We start from the raw sequence: 21,967 nt of genomic DNA on the forward strand, positions 1-21,967 counted from the left end.
TTGACGCTATAAATAACACACCTAGTAGCGGTTGCGACTGGGTGTTAGGATATTATTAATGATTATTGCTTGTGATAAAGCAGCTCAATGTCACGCTGCTCCCACACTTCGGCTAAGTTCTTTTTCACGCTGAATTGGCTAAAGTCGGTGTCTTTGGCAAGCTTTATCCACTGAGGTTTATTCAGTGACTCTCCGGCTTTTAAGTAGATGCTGGTCATGCGCTCAACGCGGCGACGGTCATCTTTTTGTGAGTAAGGCCACTTCACTGCGGGATCATGGTAGTTGGCCATTAACTGGATACCTTGAGCCATCGAGCCGCCTTTGTCGTTTTCATAGTTCCACAAATCAACCCCGACTTTTTCACCGAGTTCAGCAATGCCCACTAATGGCACAATACTGAAATAGTGGTAATGGTAGGCGCGAGTACGCTCAATTTCATGGGGTTGTGAGCCATCAGCTTCAAACTGGGTATCAACCCGCATTTTGCCTTTTTGCACCATCTGTTTAGTGAGGTGATCATTACCAATAAAGTAAGCGATGCTGGCCACTTGGAAGTCATACCAAGTGCCATGGTTATTAGCCGCTGCCGCCTCACCTTTAGGGCCGCCAGACAGATCGTCAACAATTAGCCAATCTAAGTACTCGCTGTACCACTGCTTAATTTGCTGCTCGTCTTGTTCAGTCCAATGCTTTGATTGCGACAAAATTGCAATGGCATCTAGCATTCTGTCGGCAAGGGTGCGGGTATCAATAATACCGCCTCGACGACCTTCTGCTCTGCCAGGAACCCCTTGACCATAATTGACGTTAGGGTTCATTTTAGTGGCTTCGTTCAAGAACCATGTACGCACAAACTCGATGCCTTTTTTGGCATAGGCTTCATCTTGGCTAAAGTAATAAGCTAAGGCGACCGCGCGGGTTGAGCGGGTAAAGTTACCAATGCGTCTAGAGTCAGTTTCTGTGGTTTTTGAGGCTGGGTTGGTTTTGCCATCGTGGCGGATCCACGGCAAACCATCAGCTTTGGTTTCATCAGGCCACCAATAAGGGCTGATACTCATGTAATCATGTTTGTCGCCACTTGGCGGTGTCATGCCTTTTTCAGCGACACTAAAAGGCGCTTGTTGCATGGCGATGTCGGCTTCTTCAAGCAAGCGTTCATAGGCTTGCTTCATTGAGTCGCTGGCAGCTTTACTTTGAAGGATGGTGCGATTTTGCTGCAAAACATCTTCATTTAAGAACACAAAATCGGCGGCTTGTACTTGGTGACTGAGTGCTAATGCACTTATAAGTAGTGCAATTGGGCGTAGGGTCATTTGGGTCACAATATCATCCTTCATAGAATTTGTTATAAATATTAAATAATACAAATAGGGTAGTTGTCTAGCGGTTTCGATGCTGTGATCCAGATCTTATTGTTTTGTGTTAATGGCAAGCTATTGCGCCATTTGCGACTGGCTTAGGTTTATTTAGTTTTTAATTAATGATTTGAATGCAATGTATATATGGCGTCAGCCATTGCTTATACAAGGTTTGCTGTAAATAGTGCTGCTAACCCTCATTGTAAATTTGTCATACATTAATGCGAAGTTTGGGCTGAATGGAATTAACGCTTATAAGTTAATGGCAGCCTTATATTACGGCTGCCATTTACCTTTAACGCTACTGGTGCTGGATTGAGATCTTGTCAAATGACACTTCAAAAATCTGGTTTTGGTAGTCTTCATCAGGTTGGATTTGCGGATAAATTCCAGCTTTGAAGTAGTAAGTTTCCCCTAACCAAGCTTCTGTTAAGCTGTAATATTTACCGTCTTTTGCCAGTACAGGCTCGCCCCAAGCTAGGGTTCTTGCTGTGGTGGTATTATTGATCTCAGTGGTGATTGTTAATCCTTGCTGATTAGCCACAATGTCATAGTGCCACTGAGTACCGGCATCCACTGTGCCTAGTTCAATACTGAATGACTGGCAGCTATCGCAGCTGCCATTGTTAGGAGCAAAACTGTCGTTCAAAATCGCGCGTATGGGTTTATCTGGCCCGTCCCATTGCAGCTTAACCAGTGCCTGCTTAATTTCATAAGCATGAATTTGGCCGACAATCACTTTAGGATCTTGGCCACTGATCTGTGGGTACTGTTCAATGCGCAGGCTGCTTGAAAGTTGATGTTGTTGATTAATTGCCCAGTTTTGATTGCTGCTACTGCAAGGGTCTTGGGTTTGATAGTGATATAGCTCTCTTAATTCTGAACGTACATAAGATGAATTGATGGTCGTCGCGCCACTATCGCCCAAGTTGACCTGAAAATACATACGCTTATCGCTGTCATCAACCCAGAAGTAGGGTTCGTTGGTGTCGTTTGATAGTCGAGTTTTACCGCTACAATCAGCTGGAATTAGCTCTGCGGCAGAGTCGCCACCGGTGCCGTAGTAATCATCTTTACTCACAGGTAGGGTGAGTTTCCATTGATCTATGTTCCAGCTGCAACTTTCACATTCTTCAGGCGGTACGATTTCTTCAGGTGGTACGATTTCTTCGGGTGGAACCGTTTCTGAGCTGCCACCCCCACAAGCCGTTAGCATAAAAATAACACTAGTTAAAAGCGGTATTGATGTCTTTTTAGTCATTTTTTATCTAAATCCCTTCTGATTAATAAATAATACAATAGATCCAATGCTATTTGGTTGCTATTATCCGAATCATAAATGTGACCCACGTCAAAAAACAACATGCTTATTTTTCGACTTAAGTGGCGTATGTTTTTAAGTTTATGTTTTTTAAGGTTTTTGCTGTTATTATTTAATTGTTAATTTTTTGATAATAATAAAGTTTAGAAAAGTTTGCGCAATATCACAGATATGATGCGACAAAAATAAAACAATAACATAATACAAATAAGGGGACGATTTAATGAAGATTAGCTTAGTTGCAGGTTTAGTTACGTTAAGTTTACTGGGCGGATGTGCCACCGAAAACTATTCAAAAGTTGACGAGGGTACACAGACAAATAAGGTCGCAATAGATAATATTGTTGCGCACGAAAAAGCAGTGATTACTTCAGGTTCAATCAAGGCCATTGATAGCGCAGCGTTAAAAAGCAAGCTGGCTTCTCTTGCTGACGGGGAAGAGTTAATTCTTGAACCGGGCAAATATGCTGATTTAGGTCGTCTCAACATCACTGCGAATAACGTGGTGATTAAAGCTAAGGTACCAGGGCAAACTTGGTTTACCGGCTTAGTGCAACTTAACCTTGTGGGTAACAATATTACCCTTGATGGTGTGGTTTTTACCGAAGGTGGCCCTGCTGAGCGTATGGGCGGCATCACTTTCCGTGGTAATAACAACACTCTACAAAATTCCATGTTCTACTTCTTCAATGATAAATACACTTATCAGCCAGACTCTAAGCGTGATGAATATCCAAAGTATTTATGGTTATCGCTTTACGGCAAAAACAACCAATTATTGAACAACACCTTTGAAGGTAAGCATAAACGCGGCACCTTGATAGGCATCCAAAAAGCTAAGGGTGACGAAACTGCAGATAACCATGTCATTAAAGGTAATTTGTTTTATGACCAAAAGCATAACCAGTATGAAGAGTTCGATATTAGCGATGCGATTCGTTACAACTCAAATAGCTGGGAAGCCATTCGTGTCGGTGACTCAAAAAGTTCTATCTACCCATCAAAAACCACTATCGAAGGTAACTTGTTCTACGAGTGTGATGGTGAAACTGAGTTAGTGTCATTTAAGTCAGCTGGCAACGTGCTGCGCGGTAACACCATTATTAATAGCTCATCTATGGTGTCATTACGCCATGGGGTAAATAACGTGGTTGAAGACAATGTCATTTTAGGTAATGGCAAGCGTCGCTCTGGTGGTATTCGTTTATACGACGAAGGCCATACCATTCGTAACAACTACATTGAACGCGTCATGGGTACCGGTAATGTTCGTGGTGGTATCGCCATCAATACCGGTATTACTGATGTGCAAAAAGGCGAACGCTTAAGTCAAGACGTCAAAGGCAAAGGTTTAAACAAACAAGCCACCCCAAACAAGGTGTTAATCGAAAACAACACTGTGATTAACTCGCGTCAAAACTTCTTATATTCAGATAAAAAACACCGCGTAAGCCTCTACGACAACCAAAAAGTGTCGACGGTTTTTGCTGCAGTTGATACTCACTTCGAAAATAACTTGTCATACGCAAAAGTGAAAAAAACCTTAGCGATTAAAGGTAATGACGAAGTGGCTAAGCTGGTTAACCCAACTTATAACAACGAAGTCTATTTGGGTCCTATTCAAGCGGTAAATTTACCAGCAGAAGGCATTAGCACTGCTGAACCAAAACTTATTGTTGCACCGAATGGTTTGCTTGAAGCGGCAGATTTAGATGTGGGCGCGAAAGGCTTAAAAGTACTGACCATGGCAGATGTTGGTGCGAGCTACACAATTTCAAAAAAATAATTCGATTAAAATAAAACTTAGAGAAAGGAAGTTGTATGAAACTCAATAAATTATCATTATTTATTAGTGCTGTTTTCGCTGTAACAACTCTATCGGCTTGTGACTTTTATGATGAGCCAATAACTGAAGATCCAACTGACCCAACGGATCCAACCGACCCAATTGAACCTATAGGCGATTTAGTCCCTGATTTGGTATTTAGTGATGCTGATTTGAGCACTCTTAAAGCGGCTATTGACGGTGCGACTGACGTTAATGAAGATGGTCAAATCGTTATCTTATTAGATAATACTGCCAGCTTTAGCGGTTTAAGCAATTTAGTCTTAGACAGTGCAACACCATTAGTATTATTAGGTGGTGAACCGACTTATGATGGCCTAGAAGGCTCTGAATATGGCGCGGCGGCACAAATTACTGGTGGCGAAGGTTGTGTGGTTATCTCTGCTGATAATATTCAGTTACGTAACATTACTTTTAAAGACGTTACTCCAACCTGTAAAGACAGTTCAACCACCACCCTTATCAACGTAGGTACTTCATCTTCAATGGGTGAGGCTTATGAAACCGTTGAGAGTAAGCCTGCTGGCGTGGTGTTATCACAACTGACCATTGATGGCGAAAACCTAGTTTCAAACGGCCACGATGACCCATTAGATTGGATTATGGTGCGCGGTGAAGGCACGCAAATCATCTATAACGCCTTTACTAACAAACCCACTGAAGAAGGCTCTTTCATTACTGTTCAAGGTACGAGTTCATCACATAAAGATGTGGTTATTAGCCACAACCATTTCAGCAACCTAGCCCTTGATAATCCTTTTAGCGGCACCAATGACGTGTTTGCGATTCGTTTAGGTACTTCAAGCTCATCTAAAACAGACTATGTGACCAATACACTCATCAGCGACAACCTGTTTACTGACGTAAATGCATCTCGCCGGATGATCTATGTGCGTTTAAGTAGTAACACTATTGAAAATAACACTTTTATTAGCAGCAATGGCTTTGTGTCATTGGAAGGCGGTGAAAACAACACTGTAGCTAGCAACATTATGATCAACGATGGCTCAGGTGAAGATGATGGTAAGTACGAAGCGGGTATTCGTATCATCTCTAAAGGCCACACAGTGACTAATAACTATGTCTACAACAATAGCCGTTCTAAAACTGGTAATGAAGTGGGCGCGATTTCAGTACTCGATGCAGAAATCGATGCTGGTGTGACGTTAAAAGCGCCATCTACTGTTGCCAACAACACGATTGTGAGTGCTAAACAAGGTTTCATCTTTGGTAAGTCTGGCGCATGTACTGAAGATTCAGTGGTGAATTTTGCTGACAACCTAGTGGCCAACGGTGTTGATGGTGTTGAATCTAGTGATAAAGGTATGCGCGATGACTGTTTACTTGGCGCTGAGTCTACTTGGTCTGGCAACATGTTTGCGGTAACCACGTTATCAACGAATGGTAACTACGAAGAAGCAGCGGGTGAGCGTGAAAACCTAGGTAATGGTACTGCTGAACTAACCGAATCTGCAGAAGATTCGAAATTATTCCTTGCAACTCCAGAAGGTAATGTTGCTGGTAAAGGCGCAACGGGCTTAGTGATTTTAACTGAAGCTGAAGTTGGTCCTGAGTCAGTAGAGACGGCTGAATAAGCTCAAGTTATTAACTGGATTTGATTACAAAAATAATTAGGAATATCAAAATGAAAAAGTATTTAGCAATTGCTGTTTTAGGTGCCTTGAGTTTTAACGCCGCTGCAGAAGATGACGATGATCTACGCCCAGGTAAAAGTACCGTTGCCATTAAATGGGAACATAAACTACTTGATGGTCGTACCGACCGCCCTAAAGTCGAGTTTGGCCATCGTATGCGTAATGGCTTTAAGTTCGGCGTTGAACAAGCTTGGCAATATGACCGCAGCAAGTCTGAAAAAGAAGTGGGCTTTGCCCCTGAGCAGTATGAACTGACATTCAAAACCGATTATCAAACGCGCTGGGGTGACAATAATGAACACCAAGCAGGCCCGGTATTAGATTATCAAACTAAAGAAACTGCCAACAGTATCCGTTTTGGTGGTTACTATGGTTATAAAATTAATAGCGATTGGCAGGTAAAAGTGCGTGCACGTTATAGTCAGCACCTTGACCGTATCTCACTAAAAGATGATCCGGCCGATAGCTACTACCGCGATGACAAAAACAAAGAAATGCGTTACGACATGTGGTTGACGTACCGTTGGGATAACTTCCGCTTTGTATATAACCTGATCCACTACAGCAAAATCTCATCACACAAGAATGACAGTGGTGTAGAGCAGCATGTATATAGTAATGGTGAGCGCAGTTCATTTGAGCACGAGTTTACCGCGAACTACCGTTTCCCACATGCGAAAAAGCACACGGTATACGGCAAGTTCAAGTTAAAAACTGAGATGCTTAAAGACAGCCATATGGTAGAAAACAGTGGTTACGATTGGTACGGTAAGCGTGATAACGCTATCGAGCTTGGTTATAAATACAGCTTCTAATGTTTAGCCGTTAATTTAATGAATAAATAACTATTGGGGTTTTATCTAATTCCTTGTTTTTTAGTGATTAATTGACAAGAAGTCTGACTTGAAATGCTGCTGTGTCCTTGGTGACAGGCAGCATTTTTTTTACCCTTAACACTAAAATAAAGATTATTTTTGATTTTTGTGAGCTTGTCAGTATTAACTATGAACAAGGATTAAGTATTAATCTTCAATTAAGGTTATTATAATTGCATTAATATTATTACTGGCCTAACGCTGGTTAATGTTAAACGATGCCATATACTAGTTAAAACAGTATCAGTCGGCGTTATAGGTCATTGTAAAAGACATAGTTTAACAAGCTTTATTGGCGGATAACTGTAATTGGTTTCAGTGTTATTACTTGCTAATTATCTAATATATAGAGTAAAAGTTTTTATACTGCTGACTTTAATATTTGCGTTAAGGCTTCGCTTAGCTAAAATATCGTGGTTATCAATTGCCATTGTTAAACCTCAGCTTATCAGCAAGGCTCCTTTATTTTGTATCTTTGTGATACAAGTTATTATGTCTTTTGTATTAATTAATGTGTAAATCATAGGTGGGTATTACTACATGAGCACAAAATTTACACCAATTGGTGGCGAAAAACGCAGCTTACATGTGCAAGTGGCATGTGAAATGGCTCGTAGTATTATTTCTGGTGATTTGCCACAGGGTGAGATTATCCCTGGGGAAATGGACCTTTGTACTCAGTTTGGTGTCAGCCGTACCGCATTGCGAGAAGCGATTAAGCTGTTGACCTCTAAAGGTTTGTTGGAGTCTAAGCCTAAAGTCGGCACCCGAGTGCGAATGCAAGAGTATTGGAATTATCTTGATTCTCAATTACTTGACTGGCTCATTGATATGGAAAAAACCGAGCATCTCTATCAAGAGTTTTTATCGCTGCGTAAAGCGATAGAGCCTGAAGCCTGTGCTTGCGCCGCCCGCAATGCCACGGTTGAGCAGCGCATGCAGTTATCGGCACTCTTCCAAGAAATGGATCGAATTTCTAAAGGCTTTGACCATGAAGGTTGGGTCGATGCCGACTTAGAGTTTCATCGGTTAATCTTTATTTCGACTGGTAACAGCTTCTTTTTACCGTTTGCCAACGTGTTAACCACCATGTTTAAGAGCTTCTTCCACCATGCCTCAAAGCGTGGCACTACCTGTATTGAAGAGCATCGTTTAATTTACGAAGCGATTATGGCGGGTAATGCAGAAAAGGCCCGTCAAGCCAGTGAAGAGTTACTCAATCAAAGTGACCAAGAATTAGAAGCGATTCAGCAGTAAGCTTTAATCGCTAAAAGAGGCCAACTTGTTACTGACAGGTTGGCCTTTTTTTGTGGGCTGTTCTATAAGTTAAAAAGTAGCAGTTTTTCGCAGAAGATTACTGTCAGGTTAACGTTTTATTCCTCAAAATGCGTTAATATTAAATCATACAAATACTAAGGTTTTTTGGCCTTGGTATCGACCCGTCGCTGATTGAGAGAAGATAATGGATGAATCGCTAATTCCTAATATTGTTGATTTTATTGGGCAAATTGACCCCTTTGATCAACTGTCTGGGGACGTTTTAAAAGATGTTGCCAGCTGTATAAGCATTACCTACCTTGGCCGTGGTGAGCAGATCCAATTCAGCGACGATTCGAGTGAAAAATATTTATATATTATTCGTACCGGCTCTATGGAGCAGCGTAAGCCTGACGGGGTGTTGCGTTCAAAAATGGGCCCTGAAGACTTATTCGGCTTTACCTTTTTAGAACCCTTAAAAAATATCCTCGATGGTTATACCGCCACCGCCATCGAAAACACCTTATTGTATTTAATCCCTCATTCTAAGTTGCTTAAGCTGACCGCTCAGCATCAACAGTTTAGTGAAAGCATCTCCTCGGCGGCGCAACTGCGCTTACGCTCGGCCTTAAATGTGGTGTGGTCCAATAAAGAAAAAGGCTTATTTTTAAAGAAAGTATCTGAAGTGGCCAGTGGTCATGCGGCAGTGGTTGATATTGATATGAGCATTCAAGATGTCGCCAAAGAGATGCGTGATACCTGCCGCACCTCAACCGCGGTTATCAAAAAAGACGCTAACATTGTTGGCCTTATTACCGACCGAGATATGACCAAGCGAGTCATTGCTGATGGCCTTGATATTAGTTTGCCTATTCATACGGTAATGACTACGCCTGCCATTACCATTGGCCCGGATGATTTAATTTTAAAAGCAGCATCTTTAATGATGCAATCGGGTATTCGCAGCTTGCCCGTGGTACGTGGCAATGAAGTGTTGGGGTTACTAACCTCGTCGCACTTGGTGCAAAAACACCGGATGCAGGCGATTTTCTTAATTGAGAAAATCAAATACACCGAGACTGCAGCAGGGTTGGCAGAGTTAACTTCAGAGCGGCAAGCGATTTTTGAGGCGCTAGTTGACGGCAAGGTCAGCGCCGAAATTATCGGCCAAGTGATGTCGATGATCATGGATGCCTATAATCGCCGCTTAATTCAAATGGCCGAAGAGCAATTTGGCGCCCCGCCTTGTGATTACAATTGGGTGGTTGCAGGCTCCCACGCTCGCAATGAAATTCATATGCTGTCAGATCAAGATAGCGCCATTATTATGGATGACAGTGCGACAGAAGAAGATAAAGTTTACTTTATCAAGCTCAGTGAGTTCGTTAATCAAGGCTTGGATGGTTGCGGCTATCCCACCTGTACTGGCCATTACATGGCGTCGAACCCTAAATGGTGTCAGACCTTATCAGTGTGGAAACAGTTTTACCGTAAGTGGGTCAACAACCCCCAATATGGCATGTTGATGAATGTCAGCGTATTTTTAGAGGTGCGAAGTTTACATGGCAATGCTAGTTTTTCCGCTGAACTGCAGCAGCACTTACATCAATTAATTGCCCAAGATCATCAGTTTTTGCATTCGCTGGTTACTGATGCGGTTCGAGTGCAGCCACCTTTAGGGATTTTTAATAAATTGGTGGTAGAAAAAAGCGGTAATAACACTAAGGTGCTTAATATTAAAAAGTATGCCTTAAATTTGATTGTCGATTTGGCGCGTATTTATGGTTTGGCGGTGGGCTGCGCAGAGTCAGGGACTCGACATCGTTTTGAGTATGCCGTGAGTCAAAAGCTACTCCATGAAGATGACTTTAAGGATATTATTGAGGCCTTCTATTTTGTGACTCAAGTGCGTTATAACCATCAACTATCGGCATTGCGTCAGGGGCAAAAGCCCAATAATCACATGGAGCCAAGCTCCATCAGCTCATTTGAGCGTAAACATTTAAAAGATGCTTTTAGAATTATCAGTAACCTTCAGGATGCGGCCAAGCTTCGCTTTAGTGGTAATTAAATGATAAAAAAATGGCTAAACCACTTTCACCCACTAACGCGACTCAATAAAGCCAGGCAGGATTATATTGCTGCACATCCGCAATTACCGGATTTCTTATTGGCGCTATTAACCCAGCCGCTGCCAGAGCTTGAAGCTAAGGTCACTGAGCTCACTTATTTGTCGCTAGACATTGAAACCAGTGGTTTGGATGCTAAGCAAGATCATATTTTGAGTGTCGGTTACGTTACTATGCGTGGCAAGCGAATTGACTTAGCCAGTGTCGGCCACACCTATATTAAAGGGGTGGTGAGGCCAGAAACTGCGGTGATAAATCACATTATGCCGCAGATGGTTAATCGGGCACAGAAGTTGGATATTGTGATGGAGCATTTGTTTCGACAGATGCAGGGTAAGTTACTGTTAGTCCATGGTAAACAGGTCGAGCAGCAGTTTATTGATCATTATTTGATGAAAAAATATCAGCTACCGCCGATGCCACTGTTGTGGCTTGATACTCTGGCAATTGAAAAGTCGATGACCTTGAATAAAGCGAGTCAGCAAGATGGTGACTATCGACTGATTTCGATACGGCAGCGTTATGGCTTACCCGAGTACCATGGTCATAGCGCCTCGGTTGATGCGGTGGCCACCGCGGAGCTGTATTTAGCCTTATGCACGAAATTATTTGGCAATCAGATAGGAGAGATTAAGCAGGTCTATCGTCCTTAAAGTTGTTGTTTAAACGTGGTTTAGTTAGCTGCAGGCATAAAGCGAAAAATCCCCAATATCCATATTGGGGAAAAGAATACCACCGGAGTGGGAGTATGATTTTTTTATTATTATTTGAGCATGGGGATTAGGTTTTCGCTAGTTTCTACGCTAGCTTTTACATCGGAGTTAAGATGATGATTTGGTCTTGCTATTCATCTTTTAATAAGCGCTGCAACTTGCTCATTTGCAGCAACTCATTATATTCACCACAGCTATTAGTTCACCGCGGCTATTAGTTTAGTGCAGCTACCGCTTCGCGAACTAAACGGCCAATTTCATCCCATTGCTGGTTATCAACTAAATTCGCTGGCACCATCCAAGTTCCACCACAGGCTACCACAGCATCAACGGCTAAGTAGTCATTGATGTTTTTTGGTGAAACGCCACCTGTAGGCATGATTGTTACTGGGTAAACAGCGGTTAATGCTTTAAGCATTGAGATGCCGCCCGACGGCTCAGCTGGGAAAAACTTAACTGTGTCTAAACCCATTTCCATTGCTTGCTCGACTAATGATGGGTTGTTTACCCCCGGGATAATCGCCATGCCACGTTGCTGACAGTATTTCACTGTGGTTGGGTTAAAACCTGGGCTCACAATGAAATCAACCCCTGCATCAATGGCTGCATCTACCGTTGCTGAATTTAGCACTGTGCCTGCGCCAATTAACATATCTGGGTAGGCTGCGCGCATATTCTTAATCGCTTGAGCTGCCGCTGGGGTACGGAAAGTAATTTCCGCACAAGGCATGCCATTTTCAACTAAAACCTGACTGAGTTTGACCGCATCATCGGCATTTTTTATGGCAATAACCGGGATGACTTTTAGCTGTTTTAGCCTTTCATTTAGCGTGCTCATGTTGTTTCCTTTTGAATAATGACTGGTGGTAATCCGCCAAAGTGGATAACCTAAAATGGTTGCAAAAAATACTTAGCGTTATGAATCAGCAGCCATTGCGATAACTGGCATTGCGCTAATATCAATGATGGCACCTTTGTGCTGGATCACTTCGCTGGCTAATGCATGACCGGTAAGCGCCGACTGCTGTGGACTTGCGCCCAGTAACCGTTGCGATAAATAACCTGCAGCAAATGAATCGCCCGCTGAGGTGGTATCTACCACGGTTTCGACTAAGGTAGCTGGCACGCTGACTTGGCCGTCGTGGGTGACTATGATGCATTCTTCGGCACCGCGCTTAATCACCACTTCGCTCATGCCGGCACTGAGGCTGCGATCGATACAGGTGGCCAGTTGTGTGTCACCAAATAAGGCTTGTTCATCTTCAAAGGTCAGCAAACCAATGTCAGTTAATGCCAACATTTTAAGGTAGCTTTCTTGGGCCTGTTGATGGGACTGCCACAGCCTTGGGCGGTAGTTATTATCAAAAATGATTTTGCCGCCATTGGCTTTACATTTTTGCAGGACTTCAAACAATATTTCACGGCTTTTTGGGGTTAAAATCGCCAAGCTAATGCCGGATAAATACAACACATCATATTGGCTGATGCTTGTTAGTAGTGTTGCTGAAGCGTGTTCTAGCCAGAATTTCGCCGCGGCATCATTACGCCAGTAATGAAAACTTCGCTCACCTTCGTCATCGACTTCAATGGCGTATAAACCGGGCAGCTTTTCAGACATGATTTGAACGTGCTGGGTATCTATGCCTTCTTGTTGCCAGCTTTTAAGCATGCTTTGGCTGAAGGGATCTTGACCTAAGGCACTGAAATAACTGATGGTCATATTTTTATCTTGAGTTAATCGAGATAAATACACCGCAGTATTTAGGGTGTCGCCACCAAAGCTTTGGACAAGTTCGCCATCACGTTGTTGCAGCTCAATCATGCACTCGCCAATGATACCGACCTTTAACATAGACATATCAGCTCCTATTCGGTTTTACAGAAAATCTTGACGAGCTGGATTGAACATATCAATCAAGATGCTGTCTTGCTCTAGTGCAACCGCACCATGCATCACCATTTTAGGTGCAATGTAAGCATCGCCCACTTTAAGCACTTTTTTAACGCCATCGATTTCAGCTTCAAAACTGCCAGCAGCCACGTAACCAATTTGATCGTGAATGTCGTGAGTATGAGGATGGCCAATGGCACCTTTATCAAACTTCACGAATACCGCCATTAAATCAGGAGTATAACCAATGATTTTACGGCTTAAACCATCACCTAGATCTTCCCAAGCGGTTTTGTCGTTTTCATAAAATGCGTTCATTCCAATCTCCTTTTATTATCGATAGCAGCATTAATGCTAGGTTCAGGCGATGTTGATTGCTGAACAAGCGCGCTGGTATCGACGGTTTATCTTGGCTAAGGTTAGCGTTCAATGTGTACGTTAACTGAACGTTACCCTGTTTAATATGATCTTAGTGTACTAGTAAATTACTTTTATTTGTAATACAAATCTACCATAAGTGTGATCGGCTTCGTATTTGTTTTATCATATTTTATACGTTGATCGCCTATCTAGTTGATTTGGCGTGGTAAAAATGTTTTTCGCTATTTATTAATTATTTTAAAAGCATAATTTTCTGTGGCAATGAATAGCAATAGTCAGTGATCCAAGTCTATTATTAGTTTATATATGCTGAAATTTTTGTTTATTTGTATTATTTTAGATGCAGATGGGCACTTTTAGTTTGAGGTTAATATGTCGCAAGCCATTAAAGCGGTACTTTTTGAACAGTCGGAAATCGCATCAATCGCCAGTGAATTAGGCAAAGATAGCCTTATGGGCAAAAGCTTAACTCAGTTAATAGCAGATACTGATGCGTTTATGGCGTTAGGAGTTGAAGTTCCTGGTCATAGTGAAGCGGGTGGTTATGCACATAATCGTCACAAACAAAATTATCAATACATTAACCAAGCGGGACGTTTGTTTCTGATAACAGGTGAAGACAAGTATGCTCAGTATACTGCTGATCTGTTACTTGCTTATGCTGATAAGTATTTGAAGCTGGATTATCATGAGCAGCTAAATACTAACCCGCCGGGTCGTTTGTTTCATCAAATTCTCAACGAACATGTCTTCCTACTTTATTCTAGCTTAGGTTATAGCTGCATTCGCCATTGGTTGTCTGCTGAGCAGCAGCAAACGATTATTGATGGTTTATTCCAGCCAATGTTAGATATGTTTACCGATAAGTATGCATTCGACTTTGACCGTATCCATAACCACGGTATCTGGGCTGTAGCAGCGGTTGCTATGTGTGGTTTAGCCATTGATAAGCCTGAATATGTTGAAATGTCGATTCACGGCCTTAAAGGTGATGACATTGAAGGCGGTTACTTAGCGCAGATCAGTAAGTTGTTTGCTCCTTCTGGTTACTACATGGAAGGTCCTTACTATCACCGTTATGCCATTCGTCCATTATGTTTGTTTGCTGAGGCAATTCACCGTCACCGTCCTGAGCTAGATATTTTTAACTTTAACGGCCAAGTGATTGGTAAAACCGTTAAGGCGATGCTGGCAACAGCTTATCCAAATGGGGTATTTCCTGCATTAAACGATGCTTCACTGACCATGGATATTTGTGATGCGGGCGTAGTGGTTGCACTGAGCTTATACGCGAAACATTACGGGATCGATGATGACATTTTAGGCATGGCGCAAATTCAAGATAGCGTTTGGGTTAACGCCTGTGGCCAAGCCCTGTCAAGCGCATTTGATAACAATGACGCCGCTTTAAACCCTTGCTGGGCCAGTGTTGAGCTAAACGAAGGCCCTAATGGCGATCGTGGTGCGCAGGCATTTTTACGTATGCAAAGCAATAAAGGTGATGTAAGCCAATTAGTGATGAACTACGGTCAACACGGCATGGGCCATGGTCACTTTGATACTTTAGGGGTGAGCTTCTTTAACAATGGCCAAGAAGTATTACGTGAATATGGCTTTGGTCGCTGGGTTAACGTGGAGCCAAAATTTGGTGGTCGTTACTTAGATGAAAACAAATCTTATGCGCGCCAAACCATTGCCCATAATGCGGTAGCGGTAGATCAAAAGTGTCAAAACAACTTTGACGTTAAACTCGCCGATAGCCGCCACGGTGAGCCACACTTCTTTAGTGGTGATGATAAACAGATCCAAGGTGTGAGCGCATTTTGTCGTGACTTCTATGAAGGGGTTGATCAGCAACGTAGCTTGCTCATGATTAACGACGAACGTTTAGCACAGCCAATCTTGGTTGATTTATACCGTTTAACCAGTGATGTGGCGCATCAATATGACTACGCACTGCATTACGATGGTCAAATCGTGCGGACTAACTTTGATTATCAAACTCACGCCGAGTTATCGACGCTAGGTGATGATTTTGGTTATCAGCATCTTTGGAATGTCGGTCAAGGTAAAGCCAAAGACACCACTTTAGTGAGCTGGCTACAAGGTAGCAGTTATTACACTTGGCTTGCGGCATCAAGCGCAGAAGACGAAGTTATCTTTACTCGCAGCGGCGCCAATGACCCATCATTTAACTTACGCAGTGAGCCAGGTTTAGTATTACGTCGCAATGCAAAAGACACTCTATTTGCCAACGTACTTGAGACTCATGGTTACTTTAATGAAGCCATTGAAGCCAGTACTGAAGCGCGCGGCCAAATTACCGAGGTTAAGGTGATTGGCACCAATGAGCAGGGATCGGTCATCGAAATTATCGCTAAAGATTACTCAATCATTGTGATGGTCAGTAACCAAGTTGGCGTGACTGAAACAACTAACACTAGCGTGACATTTAACAATCAAGACTTCCAATGGCAGGGTTACTTTGCTGTTGAAGTAAGAGGTTAATCCCATGAGTTACCAACCATTATTAATGAGCTTTGAAGAAGCTGCCGAGTTACGTACTCACCTTAATACAGACAGCTTAATGGGCCGCTCTATTGCGGCTGAAGTGGCTGCACTTGAAGGTTATTTACCTGTTGGCATTGAAATTCCAGGCCATGGCGAAGCGGGCGGTTATGAGCATAATCGTCATAAGCAAAACTACATTCATTTGGATTTAGCAGGGCGTTTATTCTTAATTACTGAAGATAAACGCTACCTTGATTACGCTAAAACCATGTTGGTTGAATACGCCAAGGTGTATACCAGCTTTGAGCTGAACACCAGCCGTGACTCAAACCCTCCGGGGCGTATTTTCCATCAGACACTAAACGAAAACATGTGGATGCTGTACGCATCTTGTGCTTATTCGTGTATTCGTCATGAGTTAACCACTGACGAACAACAGTTAATCGAAAACGACTTATTCCGTCCGATGATTGATTTGTTTGTTGATACGTATGCCCACGATTTTGACATCGTCCATAACCACGGTCTTTGGGCTGTGGCGGGTGTGGGTATTTGTGGTTACGCCATTAACGACCAAGCAAGTGTTGATAAAGCACTTTATGGTTTAGCGGGTGACAGCGTATCAGGTGGCTTTATTGCTCAGCTGACGCAACTGTTCTCGCCAGACGGTTACTATATGGAAGGTCCGTATTATCACCGTTTCTCGTTAAGACCGATTTACTTATTTGCTGAGACCATTCAACGTCGTCAGCCTGAAATCGATATCTATAACTTGAAAGATCAAGTAATTAAAACCACCACTTACGCGGTGATGTCTACTGCGTTCCCTAATGGTGTGTTGCCAGCCCTTAATGATTCATCTAAAACCATGGACATTAAAGACGAAGGCGTATTGATTGCCACTAGCGTGTGCTTTAAGCGTTACTCCCAAGATGACAACCTTAAATCAATGGCTGTGCATCAAGACAAGGTTTGGGTACATGGATCGGGTGCGGCATTATCTGACGGTGTAGCGAACTCTGAAAAACTAGCTGGTTTTAACTGGGGTAGTTTACAGCTAACCGATGGCCCACAAGGCGAGCGCGGCGGTATTTCAATTTTACGTCATCGTGATGTAAAAGATGACGATAGCATGGCGCTACTATGGTACGGCCAACACGGCAGTGACCATAAATTACATTCAGCATTAGATCATGGCCACTTTGATGGTTTACACCTAAGCCTGTTTAATCACGGTCAAGAAGTGACTCATGATTATGGCTTTGGCCGTTGGGTTAACGTTGAGCCAAAATTTGGCGGTCGTTATATTCCTGAAAACAAAAGCTACTGTAAGCAAACTGTTGCTCACAATACGGTTGTGGTTGATCAAACCAGTCAAAACCAAGGTGACACAGCCACTGCAGAAGCACGTTGGGGTGAGCCGCATTTCTTTGTGGCGGGCGATAACAACATGCAAGCCATGAGTGCCTTTGTACGTGGTTACTACCCAGGGGTTGATCAACAGCGCACAGTAGTGATGTTTGAAGTTGCTGGCATTGCTAAGCCAATCGTATTGGATTTATTCCGCTTAACCAGTGACGAGCAGCATACCTATGATTATGTGATGCATCACAGCGGCCAAATTATCCGTACAGATTTTGACTACCAAACGGCGTCTAAGCTTAAGCCTGTCGGTGAAAAATCAGGTTACCAGCACTTGTGGAACATTGCTTCAGGCAAGGTTGATCAGCAAGGCAGCTTGGTCAGCTGGTTAATGGGCAGCAGCTACTATTCAATGGTGAGCAGCGCAACTCAAGACAGTGAAGTGATTTTTGCCCGTACTGGCGCCAATGACCCTGACTTTAACTTACGCAGCGAGCCGGTAATGCTGTTACGTCAGCAAGGCAAGACGCATTTATTTGCTAACGTCTATGAAACCCATGGCTATTTCAATGAAGCGATTGAAGCGAGCACCGATGCCCGTGGTCAAGTGAGCAAGGTTGAAGTATTGACTCACACAGCTGATGCGTCAGCGGTGAAACTGACGCTGGTGTCAGGCCAAGAGGTTAATGTGTTTGTATCAAACAAAGCTGATGTTAATGCTGACAGCCAAACAAGCCTTGAAGTTGCTGGTAAAACAGTAAGCTGGAAAGGTGAAGTGTATATTGGTTAATGGCCAATAAGGCGCCTAATAAGCCGTCTTATTTATTCCGCTGTGAATAAGGTGAGCTAAATTACCAATAAAAAAATCCCGAGCTAACCATGTTAGTCTCGGGGTTTTTGTTTCTAGCAGGCTGTTAGGCTTGCTGAGTCAATTGCTTATAAACGCTTAACCAAACTCACCGCTAACATAACCTTTGGTACGGCTATCAACTGGGTGTTGGAACAAGGTGGCGGTATCTGCGTGTTCAACTAACTCACCCATCCAGAAGAAGGCGGTTTTATCTGAAATACGCTTTGCCTGATTCATTGAGTGAGTCACAATCACGATGGTGAACTTTTTACGTAGCTCGTCCATTAACTCTTCAATTTTATGGGTAGCGATAGGATCAAGCGCACTGGTTGGCTCGTCCATCAAAATCACTTCAGGTTGCATGGCAATGGCACGAGCAATACATAAACGTTGCTGCTGACCACCTGACAAGCCTAATGCAGGGCTATGTAGACGCTCTTTGACTTCATCCCATAATGCTGCGCCACGTAATGACTCTTCAACCATATCAGCAATCACTTGCTTGTCTTTTTCGCCCTGAGCTTTCAGGCCAAAGGCAACATTGTCATAAATACTCATCGGGAATGGGTTGGGTTTTTGAAATACCATCCCCACTCGCATCCGCAGTTGTTTTACATCAATGTCTGAATATATGTTTTCGCCTTCAAATAATACATCACCATCAATTTTCACCCCTGCCACTAGGTCGTTCATGCGGTTTAAGGTGCGCAATAAGGTTGATTTACCACAACCCGATGGACCAATTAACGCCGTGACCTGTTTAGCAGGAATAGGCAATGAAATATTCTTCAGCGCTTGGTTTTCGCCGTAGAAAAGGTTGAGATTATTGACTTCAAGCTTGTTCATTTTTAATTGCCTTAATGTGAATGTTTATCAAATCGAGCTGCGATAATTTTGGTGGCTAGATTGAGTACTAGCACTAATACAATCAAGATGGTGGCAGTGGCATAGGCCTGATCCCACTCATGTTGAGTAAATAATTCTTGGGTGAGCTTGTATAAATGCACGGTTAAGGTGCGGCCAGAATCTAATACTGATTCAGGAATTTGTGTCACCATGCCCGCGGTTAAAAATACCGGTGCCGATTCACCAATCACCCGGCCTGTACTCAAAATAATTGAGGTCACAATACCCGGTAATGCGTTAGGTAAAATGAGGCGCCAAATGGTATAAATCTTTGAACTGCCCAGTGCATAACCCCCTTCACGGTAGCTCATAGGTACCGCCATTAGCGCTTCTTCAGTGGTGCGGATTATCACAGGTAAAATCAGCATTGATAGTGTCAGCGCGCCAGCAAGGATAGAGAACCCAAGGCCGAGTACTGTCACAAAGAAGGTCATACCAAACAGGCCGTAAACAATCGATGGAATACCGGCTAATGATTCAATACAAAAACGGATCACTTCAACCAATTTACTGCCAGGTTTGGCGTATTCGGTTAAGTAAATAGCGGTCATAATCCCCAGTGGGGCTGCGATACCCAGTGACAATCCAACCATATAAACGGTTGATACAATCATCGCCCAAATACCTGATGCTTCGCCAATGCGTGTGTAGCTACTGGTAATAAACTCCCAACTGACATGGCTTAAGCCGTTAGATAAAATGTGCCACACGACCCAAAGTAAAAATACGATGGTGAGCGCTGCAGATGCCCAAACGCCTGCCAGTGCAGCCTTGTCTTTAAACACTCGGGATTGCTTGTTTGATACTTGAGTCATTATGCATGCCCTCTTTTACGGTTTAGATAAAGTAGTCCAGCATTTAAACAAACGATAAAGGCCAGTAATACAATGCCTGTAGCGTATAAAGCACTTGAGTGGATGCCGGTTGCATAAGACATTTCCATAGCGATGTTAGCCGTTAATGAACGTGCAGGTTCAAGTAGTGAACCTGGCATAGCAGGAGCATTACCCATCACCATGATAATGGCCATGGTTTCACCAATGGCGCGGGCGACACCTAAAGCCACACCGGTATAAATTCCGCTTTTAGCTGCAGGAATTAACACATTAAAAATACTGTAAATATGCGATGCCCCTAAGGCTAAAGCACCTTCTTTGTAAGTCGGGGTGAGTGCTCTTAACGATGTTTCTGAAATCGTAATAACGGTTGGCAAAATCATAATCGCCAACACGATAATCCCCGCTAATAGAGTGTTACCTGCAGGAATATTAAAAATGCTTTCAATAGCTGGCACGATAACAATCAAACCGAAAAAGCCATAAACCACCGACGGAATACCCGCTAATAGCTCAACAGCAGGTCTAACAATGTTGGCGAGCCACTTTGGGGCAATTTCCGCTAAGAAGACTGCGGTTAATATTGCGACTGGTACGCCAATCATTACCGCGCCCATGGTTGAAGCAAGCGAGGCGACAATCATGGCGGCGATACCGTAAAGCGCAGGTGGTAGCCATTCTTTACCAAAAATGAGGTTTAACACTCCCGCTTCTTTAAATGCGGGTAATCCTTCATAGAAAACGAACCAGCCAATAGTGATGACCGATACCACGCCGACCATGGCGCTGAGAAAAAATAACCCGTGAAAGAGTAGTTCTACCCAATCAATTTTCTTGGCAGGAGACAGTGACACCTTTGTCGTCATGTCTATTTTGCTAGCCGTTTCCATGTTACAACCTCTATATAAACAAAAAGCAGCATAAGAAGGTCTAGGCCTTCTTATGCCATGCATTCAATCAGTAATTACTGAACGCGGATGTAGCCTTCTTCTGCAACGATACCTTGACCGTCTGCAGACATAATGAATTCAATAAATGATTTTGCAGTAGCTGGTGCGTCGTCATTCATTAACGCAATGAAAGGGCGGGCAATTTGATAGTCGCCAGCGGCAATGTTGCTATCGGTTGCTGCAACACCATTGACTGATAATGCGTTGAGTGAATCATCAACACTACCTAGTGAAATATAACCAATAGCGTATGGGTTGTTAGCAACGATGGTTTTAATCATGCCGTTACCGTTACCTACTTGAGCTGAAGGAGTAATAGCAGTTACTGTGTGGCCATTAACTTTGCGTTGTAGCTTCATGATTTCTTCAAATGCACCACGGGTTCCTGAACCATTTTCGCGAGTAACAACAACGATTGGACGTGCTTCGCCGCCAACTTCGCTCCAGTTTTTGATTTCGCCACGGTAGATTTTAGAAATTTGCTCTTGAGTCAGGTCTTTTACTGGGTTTGCTTTGTTTACTGCAGCAGCAATACCGTCACGAGCAATAACAATTTCTTTTGTTTCAGCGCTTAGCTCGCCTTCTTTAATATTACGTGAAGACATACCAATCATGCTGGTGCCATCTTTAGCTGCACGAATACCCGCTGATGAGCCGGTGCCCTGCACTTCAACATTTTTGTTTGCTGTATTTTGAAAATTCTCTGCTAGCACTTCCATAACGTGTGCAACAGAGGTTGAACCAGATACGGTAACTGTACCAGCTTGAACAAGAGGTGCTGTCATTAAACCAACAGCTGTTAGTAAACCAATCACTTTTTTCATCACAAGTTCCACTTAATATATGTTGTTCGTTCAATCCATTTGGATATCAACGTTAGGGGGCTTCTTTTCAAATGTGTTTTTGAAGCGAGTGCATTAAGACAGATCAATATGACAGTTAAGTTACAGTCAAAAAAAGAGTAAATTAATTTGGCTTAATTATAATTAAGTTAATGTTTTTAATTGTTAATGTTTTGTTGTTACCCATGAAGATCTCGGTGATGGCGATTGAAAATCAGCCTGCAACTTCTTAAGTGAAGTAATTCTGTAATAACTCAGTCTTAATAGGCTTTTTAGCCTAAAGC

At 42.9% G+C, this 21,967-nt stretch carries 17 protein-coding genes; 8 read left to right on the forward strand and 9 right to left on the reverse strand.

The genetic code is table 11. The annotated features are described in order from the left end of the window. Positions 1-62: 62 nt before the first annotated feature. Both BM739_RS14445 and BM739_RS14450 read right to left on the reverse strand, forming a co-directional pair. Positions 63-1,313, reverse strand: coding sequence for an alginate lyase family protein (locus tag BM739_RS14445; RefSeq protein WP_076541879.1), 1,251 nt, complete (start codon positions 1,311-1,313; stop codon positions 63-65). A 346-nt stretch (positions 1,314-1,659) separates the two neighbouring features. Next, complete coding sequence (locus tag BM739_RS14450; protein WP_139326896.1) at positions 1,660-2,619, reverse strand: polysaccharide lyase family 7 protein; 960 nt, start codon at positions 2,617-2,619, stop codon at positions 1,660-1,662. A 283-nt stretch (positions 2,620-2,902) separates the two neighbouring features. Here BM739_RS14450 and BM739_RS14455 point away from each other — a divergent pair, with 283 nt between their 5' ends. The 6 genes from BM739_RS14455 to BM739_RS14480 all read left to right on the forward strand — a co-directional run bounded on the left by BM739_RS14455 (position 2,903) and on the right by BM739_RS14480 (position 11,094). Then, positions 2,903-4,465, forward strand: a complete 1,563-nt coding sequence (locus BM739_RS14455) for a polysaccharide lyase 6 family protein (RefSeq protein ID WP_076541836.1) — start codon at positions 2,903-2,905, stop codon at positions 4,463-4,465. A 35-nt stretch (positions 4,466-4,500) separates the two neighbouring features. After that, positions 4,501-6,120, forward strand: coding sequence for a chondroitinase-B domain-containing protein (locus BM739_RS14460; protein WP_076541838.1), 1,620 nt, complete (start codon positions 4,501-4,503; stop codon positions 6,118-6,120). Positions 6,121-6,170: 50 nt separating this feature from the next. Then, complete coding sequence (locus BM739_RS14465) at positions 6,171-6,995, forward strand: hypothetical protein (RefSeq protein WP_076541840.1); 825 nt, start codon at positions 6,171-6,173, stop codon at positions 6,993-6,995. Between the two features lie 600 nt (positions 6,996-7,595). Continuing rightward, positions 7,596-8,312 carry a FadR/GntR family transcriptional regulator gene (locus tag BM739_RS14470; protein ID WP_076541842.1) on the forward strand — a complete coding sequence of 239 codons (717 nt, stop codon included), beginning with the start codon at positions 7,596-7,598 and terminating at the stop codon, positions 8,310-8,312. A 205-nt stretch (positions 8,313-8,517) separates the two neighbouring features. Continuing rightward, entirely contained in the window at positions 8,518-10,383 is a 1,866-nt protein-coding gene (locus BM739_RS14475; protein WP_076541844.1) for a DUF294 nucleotidyltransferase-like domain-containing protein, read from the forward strand. Continuing rightward, positions 10,384-11,094, forward strand: coding sequence for a 3'-5' exonuclease (locus tag BM739_RS14480; RefSeq protein ID WP_076541846.1), 711 nt, complete (start codon positions 10,384-10,386; stop codon positions 11,092-11,094). It begins immediately after the preceding gene. A 274-nt stretch (positions 11,095-11,368) separates the two neighbouring features. On the opposite strand, the gene BM739_RS14485 is transcribed toward BM739_RS14480, so the two are convergent. The 3 genes from BM739_RS14485 to BM739_RS14495 all read right to left on the reverse strand — a co-directional run bounded on the left by BM739_RS14485 (position 11,369) and on the right by BM739_RS14495 (position 13,363). Next, positions 11,369-11,992 carry a bifunctional 4-hydroxy-2-oxoglutarate aldolase/2-dehydro-3-deoxy-phosphogluconate aldolase gene (locus BM739_RS14485; protein ID WP_076541848.1) on the reverse strand — a complete coding sequence of 208 codons (624 nt, stop codon included), beginning with the start codon at positions 11,990-11,992 and terminating at the stop codon, positions 11,369-11,371. A gap of 78 nt (positions 11,993-12,070) precedes the next feature. After that, the gene (locus BM739_RS14490) at positions 12,071-13,012 is read right to left on the reverse strand and encodes a sugar kinase (RefSeq protein WP_076541850.1); all 942 of its coding nucleotides are present in this window, start codon (positions 13,010-13,012) and stop codon (positions 12,071-12,073) included. Between the two features lie 18 nt (positions 13,013-13,030). Next, positions 13,031-13,363 carry a cupin domain-containing protein gene (locus BM739_RS14495; RefSeq protein ID WP_076541852.1) on the reverse strand — a complete coding sequence of 111 codons (333 nt, stop codon included), beginning with the start codon at positions 13,361-13,363 and terminating at the stop codon, positions 13,031-13,033. Between the two features lie 435 nt (positions 13,364-13,798). On the opposite strand from BM739_RS14495, the gene BM739_RS14500 reads away from it, so the two are divergent. Continuing rightward, entirely contained in the window at positions 13,799-15,934 is a 2,136-nt protein-coding gene (locus BM739_RS14500) for a heparinase II/III family protein (RefSeq protein WP_076541854.1), read from the forward strand. Between the two features lie 4 nt (positions 15,935-15,938). Then, positions 15,939-18,089, forward strand: a complete 2,151-nt coding sequence (locus BM739_RS14505; RefSeq protein WP_076541856.1) for a heparinase II/III family protein — start codon at positions 15,939-15,941, stop codon at positions 18,087-18,089. Between the two features lie 156 nt (positions 18,090-18,245). Here BM739_RS14505 and pstB read toward each other — a convergent pair whose 3' ends face one another. The 4 genes from pstB to BM739_RS14525 all read right to left on the reverse strand — a co-directional run bounded on the left by pstB (position 18,246) and on the right by BM739_RS14525 (position 21,665). Then, positions 18,246-18,995 (reverse strand): phosphate ABC transporter ATP-binding protein PstB, encoded by a 750-nt coding sequence (gene pstB, locus BM739_RS14510; RefSeq protein ID WP_076541858.1) that lies wholly within the window; start codon positions 18,993-18,995, stop codon positions 18,246-18,248. 11 nt (positions 18,996-19,006) lie between these two features. Beyond that, positions 19,007-19,870 (reverse strand): phosphate ABC transporter permease PstA, encoded by an 864-nt coding sequence (gene pstA / locus BM739_RS14515; protein ID WP_076541860.1) that lies wholly within the window; start codon positions 19,868-19,870, stop codon positions 19,007-19,009. Continuing rightward, on the reverse strand, positions 19,870-20,781 hold the full coding sequence (gene pstC / locus BM739_RS14520) for a phosphate ABC transporter permease subunit PstC (RefSeq protein ID WP_076541861.1): 912 nt from the start codon (positions 20,779-20,781) through the stop codon (positions 19,870-19,872). Before pstC ends, pstA begins: the two co-directional genes overlap by 1 nt. Before the next feature lie 74 nt (positions 20,782-20,855). After that, positions 20,856-21,665, reverse strand: coding sequence for a phosphate ABC transporter substrate-binding protein (locus tag BM739_RS14525; protein ID WP_076541864.1), 810 nt, complete (start codon positions 21,663-21,665; stop codon positions 20,856-20,858). Positions 21,666-21,967 lie beyond the last annotated feature (302 nt).

The organism is Shewanella sp. UCD-KL21, from assembly GCF_001957135.1.
GTDB lineage: Bacteria > Pseudomonadota > Gammaproteobacteria > Enterobacterales > Shewanellaceae > Shewanella.